5 protein-coding genes are annotated in these 4,227 nt (G+C 63.7%); all 5 read right to left on the bottom strand.

Features of this window, described 5'->3' with window-relative positions; all coding sequences use genetic code 11:
* Window positions 1-1,511, bottom strand: a 1,511-nt coding sequence (locus tag MOV75_RS29115) for a feruloyl-CoA synthase (RefSeq protein ID WP_247007055.1), incomplete at its 3' end; no start/stop codon positions are given.
* A complete protein-coding gene (locus MOV75_RS29110; RefSeq protein WP_246930895.1) occupies window positions 1,508-2,317 on the bottom strand; it encodes a crotonase/enoyl-CoA hydratase family protein in 810 nt (269 codons plus the stop codon). The genes MOV75_RS29110 and MOV75_RS29115, both read right to left, overlap by 4 nt.
* A 128-nt stretch (window positions 2,318-2,445) precedes the next feature.
* Entirely contained in the window at window positions 2,446-3,117 is a 672-nt protein-coding gene (locus MOV75_RS29105) for a DUF2270 domain-containing protein (protein ID WP_309486855.1), read from the bottom strand.
* An 88-nt stretch (window positions 3,118-3,205) separates the two neighbouring features.
* Entirely contained in the window at window positions 3,206-3,667 is a 462-nt protein-coding gene (locus MOV75_RS29100) for a DUF3237 domain-containing protein (RefSeq protein ID WP_246930892.1), read from the bottom strand.
* A gap of 12 nt (window positions 3,668-3,679) precedes the next feature.
* The coding region (locus tag MOV75_RS29095) for a TRAP transporter large permease subunit (protein ID WP_247007054.1) at window positions 3,680-4,227 on the bottom strand (548 nt) is incomplete at its 5' end.

Genomic DNA, 4,227 nt, shown 5'->3' with positions numbered 1-4,227 from the left:
CAGGCCGCTGTGAGGCGCGCGCGCAGCGGGCCGACGCTGACCCAGGTGCCGCTGGCGAGCTTGAAGTCTTCACCGACACGGCCGTCGAAATCGAACCCGGCGTTGAGATCATCGGGGTCTGCGGGCTTGAGCGCATCCCCCATCTTGTAAAATCCCTCCTCGTCGAAGGATTTCGCGCTGATGTCGGGCTGGCGCCAGTAGCCGGGCATGACGTTCGGCCCCTTGGCGCGCACTTCCAGCTTGCCGTTGTTCGGCACCAGTTTGGCGTCGTTGCCGGAAACAGGCAGGCCGACATGCCCGGAGCGGCTGGTGCGCGGATTGACCGACATGAAGAACGGTGCGGTCTCGGTGGCGCCGAGCCCGGTCAGCATCGGCACGCGATAACCCTTTTCCTTTACCGCGAGCTCGTCGAGGCTGTCCCAGATGAACGGCGACAGCGCGGCGCCCGAGAAGAACATCGCGTGCAGCCGGTCGAAGAATTTCGCGCGCAGGCCCTGGTCCTCGCGCAAATAGGGCAGCAGCGATTCATAGCCCTTGGGCACGTTGAAATAGACCGTCGGCGAGATCTCCTGGAGATTGCGCACGGTCTCCTCGATGCCGCCCGGCATCGGCTTGCCGGCGTCCAGATACATCGAGCCGCCGTTGTAGAGCGTCAGCCCGATATTGTGGTTGCCGCCGAAGGTGTGGTTCCAGGGCAGCCAGTCGATGATGACGGGCGGCTCGTCCTTCAGGAAGGCGAGCGTCTCGCGCAACATCACCTGGTTGGCGCAGATCATGCGCTGGGTGTTGATGACGGCCTTGGGGTTGCCGGTCGAGCCCGAGGTCAGCAGGAATTTCGCGATCGTGTCGGGGCCGATCCTGCCGTGGACGTCGTCGAGATCGCTGCGGATCGGCGTCGCCATGAGGTCGGCGAGCAGGGTGACGTCACGGCCCGGCACGCCGCCATAGGACGCAGCGATCTCGGTGCCGAGCGAGACATTGGCGGCGAGCGCATCGGCGAACCTGTCGGCATCCTCGGCGAAGACGAGGCCCGGCGTCAGCAGCTTCATCAGGTAAGACAGCTTGCCGTAATCCTTCGACACCAGCGAATAGGCCGGCGACACCGGGCAGAACGGAATGCCGGCATAGAACGCGCCGAACGCGAGCAAAGCGTGGTCGATCGAGTTGCCGGAGAGGATGACGACCGGCCGCTCCGCCGACAGGCCGCGCGCGATCAGGCTCGAAGCGATGTGCCGACTCGCGACGAGCAGCTCGGCGTAAGTGATCTTGCGCCAGCCGCGGCCGCCTTCGCGCTCGGCCATGAAGACGCGGTCCGGCGTGGTCGTCGCCCAATGATGCAGGCGGTCGGTGATGCGGATGGGATAGTCGCCGAGCGGCTGTTTGGGCCGCAGGTAAATCGTGCCGTCGTCGCGTCGCTCGATGTTGACGACGGGATCGCCGAACGAGATGGGCCGCAGCGGAAAAGCGCTCGCGCCGCGCTCCATGCCGGAAGAGGACGGCTGCGCGCTCATGATTTCGGCTTTACCTTTGCGGTCTTGTGTTCGAGAAATTCGCGGATCCTGCGCTTGGCCTCCTTGTCGCTCTGCGCGACGGTCGCCATCAGCGATTCCATCAGGAGGCCGGTCTGCGGATTGGCCTCCGCGATCATCGGCAGTGCCTGGAGCACGGCGAAATTGGTCAGCGGCGCGTTGGAGGCGACCTTGGTCGCGAGCTCCATCGCCTTGCCGAACGCGTTGCCGGCTTCCGTGACATATTGCGCGAAGCCGTAGGAGGCGCCTTCGGTCGCGCTATAGACGCGGCCCGTCAGCATCATGTCCATCATCCGGGCGACACCGATCAGCCGCGGCAGCCGCACCGAGCCGCCGCCGCCGACGAAGATGCCGCGTTGTCCCTCCGGCAGCGCGAAATAGGTCGATGGCTCCGCGACGCGGATATGCGCCGAGCAGGCAAGCTCCAGCCCGCCGCCGATCACCGCGCCCCTGAGGGCCGCGATCACGGGCACGCGGCTGTACTGGATGCGGTCGAACACCCGGTGCCACATCTGGGAATGGAGCAGGCCGCCGGTCGCATCGTGCTCGGTCAGCTCGGAGAGGTCCAGGCCTGAGGAGAAATGATCGCCGATGCCGTGGATGACGACCGCGCCGATATCCTCGGGCAGGGAGGCAAAACACTCGCCGATTTCCAGGATGATGCCGTCATTGAGCGCATTGCGCTTGGCCGGCCGGTTCAGACCCACGGTCAGAACCCGGTCCACCCTCTCGATCCGGAGCAGCCCGGAGGCACCCGCGTCAGCGGTCTCAGCGTTTCCCTGTGTCATTTGCGTCCTTGTCAGAATAGTTATGTTGTATAACGAATTTGGGCGGAGTCAAGGAGGGGAGCCCTCCTAGGCGGCGGGGCAGCTACGCTCGCCTCGCCTCCCCCAGGAACGGGTAACCGCCGGTGTCGTCAGCCCATCGCCACTTGGTCGCCCTTGGTCCCGTGCTCGCGTTGGTCGAGCCACATCGTGCCGAGTGCAAACGCCAGCCACCCGAAATTGTAGGCAAAGCCCACGATCAGAACGACCCAGCCGGGAATCGGTCCGACGGCGGCGCGATCGATAAGTTCCGTCAAGGTCACTGCAGGCGTCGGATGGATGGCAATCTTGCCGTAATAGGCGGTCGCCTGGATGGCGAGAATCCAGACGTAGTTGCGACGCAACCGCCGTCCGGCAGCGCGGACAAATGAAATGTGATGGCGGGGCGCAGTGTAGTCGCGCGCGAGAACAGCCTTCCAGCTATCATCGTGCGTTTCACCGGTGAAGATTGGCGCATAGAAATTCCTCTCCAGCCAACGAGCCCGGGCACGCCAGACATTGAAATAGCGATAACGCCGCGCCTCCATACCAAGGAACACGGCAAGGAGCAGTCCGACGAGTACGAGTGGCAGAGGCGAAGCTCCCGGGCTCGAAAATGTCGTCGACAGTGCGATGCCCATCGTGACGATCGCCCAATTGGTCGTGTTGTCGAGTCGCGTTCGCCAGATCGTCGATCGATAGACCTCGCCGCGGTAGAGATGAGCGATGGCGCCCATTTCGGCGGAGTCGAAGGTGTGTTGGGGGGCTGGTTCGCTGGAAGCCATAAGAGACATGGTGGGACTCCCGTGGTCTGCACAACTTGGCGCAGATTACATTCTGAACCAGGTCCGCCCTAGGTCAAAGACCGATTCCTCACATCACCTGATGCACGTCGATCACCACGCGGTCCGCGTGTCGCGCGGCTGAAGCGACAAAAATGTGCTCCATCAGCCATCGATACTTCTCGTGTCCGGTCTCGAACCGCGGCACAGTGCGGAAATAGATCAGTTTGGGATCGACCGGCTCGCCCCGCTTGAGCTTTTGCAACAGCTCGACCGGGCCGAAGCGCATGCCCTTGTTCTCGACATAGACGGTGGCGCCGTCGTCGGTCTCGAAGGCGTACCTGGCTTCGAGATCGATCAGCTCGTTGGGGCGGATGGTCTGAAAGTCGGCGCCGAAGGGCAGAACCTTGCCGTTGACAGCGCCCTTCACCTCGCCGCCGACGATCGGGATGATGCGGCGCACGCCGATGCCGGTCTCGCCGGCGGTGACGACGTCGCCGATGCGCGCGGTGATGGTGAAGGCGTACTTCGTCTCTAACGTCGGCGTGATCATCGCTTCACCTCGTCAATGCGCCATCATCCGCGTCGGCAGCCACGTCGCCAGCAGCGGGAAGGCGATCAGGATCACCAGCCGCACCAGATCCGTCGCGACGAACGGGATCACGCCCTTGAAGATGGTGGAGAAGGAGACGTCCTTCACCACGCTCTTGATGACAAAGACGTTCATGCCGACCGGCGGATGGATCAGGCCGAGTTCGACCGTCATCACGATGATGACGCCGAACCAGATCGGGTCGAAGCCGAGATGCGTGATCACGGGGAAGATGATCGGCACAGTCAGGATGATCATCGCCATGGCGTCCATCAGGCAGCCGAGCACGAGATACATCACCATGATCAGCGCCAGCACGCCGTAGCTGCCGAGACCGAGGCCGGTGAGAAATTCGGTCACTTTCTGCGGCGTCTGCGTCACTGTCAGGAAATAGCCGAAGATCAGTGCGCCGATCAGCACGGTGAAGACCGCGGCCGCGGTGCGCGTCGCCTGCAGCAGCGAGGCCAGGATCTTCTCGCGGTCGAGGCGGCCCGTCAGCACGCCGATGATGACCGCGCCGG

This window comes from Bradyrhizobium sp. PRIMUS42 (assembly GCF_023006515.1).
GTDB lineage: Bacteria > Pseudomonadota > Alphaproteobacteria > Rhizobiales > Xanthobacteraceae > Bradyrhizobium.
Note: the sequence above shows the minus strand (reverse complement) of the source record. Positions and strands in the feature narration are given on the sequence as shown.

What these genes read in the sequence shown, in the direction of transcription:
- MOV75_RS29110 (WP_246930895.1), bottom strand. Translation starts at nt 2,317, where the DNA reads ATGACACAGGGAAACGCTGAGACCGCTGACGCGGGTGCCTCCGGGCTG.
- MOV75_RS29105 (WP_309486855.1), bottom strand. Translation starts at nt 3,117, where the DNA reads ATGGCTTCCAGCGAACCAGCCCCCCAACACACCTTCGACTCCGCCGAA.
- MOV75_RS29100 (WP_246930892.1), bottom strand. Translation starts at nt 3,667, where the DNA reads ATGATCACGCCGACGTTAGAGACGAAGTACGCCTTCACCATCACCGCG.